The sequence below is a fragment of the Vibrio sp. SALL6 genome (genome assembly GCF_002002385.1).
Classification (GTDB): domain Bacteria; phylum Pseudomonadota; class Gammaproteobacteria; order Enterobacterales; family Vibrionaceae; genus Vibrio; species Vibrio parahaemolyticus.
This window is the reverse complement of sequence record NZ_MQVK01000065.1, coordinates 1-301: the sequence shown is the minus strand read 5'-3', so window position 1 is coordinate 301 and position 301 is coordinate 1. Positions and strand designations below refer to the sequence as shown.

The 301-nt window shown below is 36.5% G+C and carries 1 protein-coding gene; it reads right to left on the bottom strand.

From position 1 onward, the window contains the following. A partial coding sequence (locus BIW15_RS23855) for an SMI1/KNR4 family protein (RefSeq protein ID WP_077281746.1) occupies positions 1 to 269 on the bottom strand: 269 nt, incomplete at its 3' end. Positions 270 to 301 lie beyond the last annotated feature (32 nt).

Genomic DNA, 301 nt, shown 5'->3' with positions numbered 1-301 from the left:
ACTTCACCAGTAGCGTTTAAACAGTAATAATCAGAGTTATCTTCGCATATAGGTAACAGTTCCACGGGTAAATCGTAATACTCTCGAGCATTTTTCAGTGTCTCGAAGATATTTGCATAACTGGGAGGGTTCAATATTTCTAAAGCTTCAATAGGAGCGTCGCCTAGGTCATAACCAGATTTAACGAACTCTATATATTCAAGCGGAAATTCAAAACCCAATATTCTTTGAGCTTCATCTAATTCGGCATCTGTAATTGTTTTAACCATAAATCTATCCGTTTTCATGACGCTAACTAGTA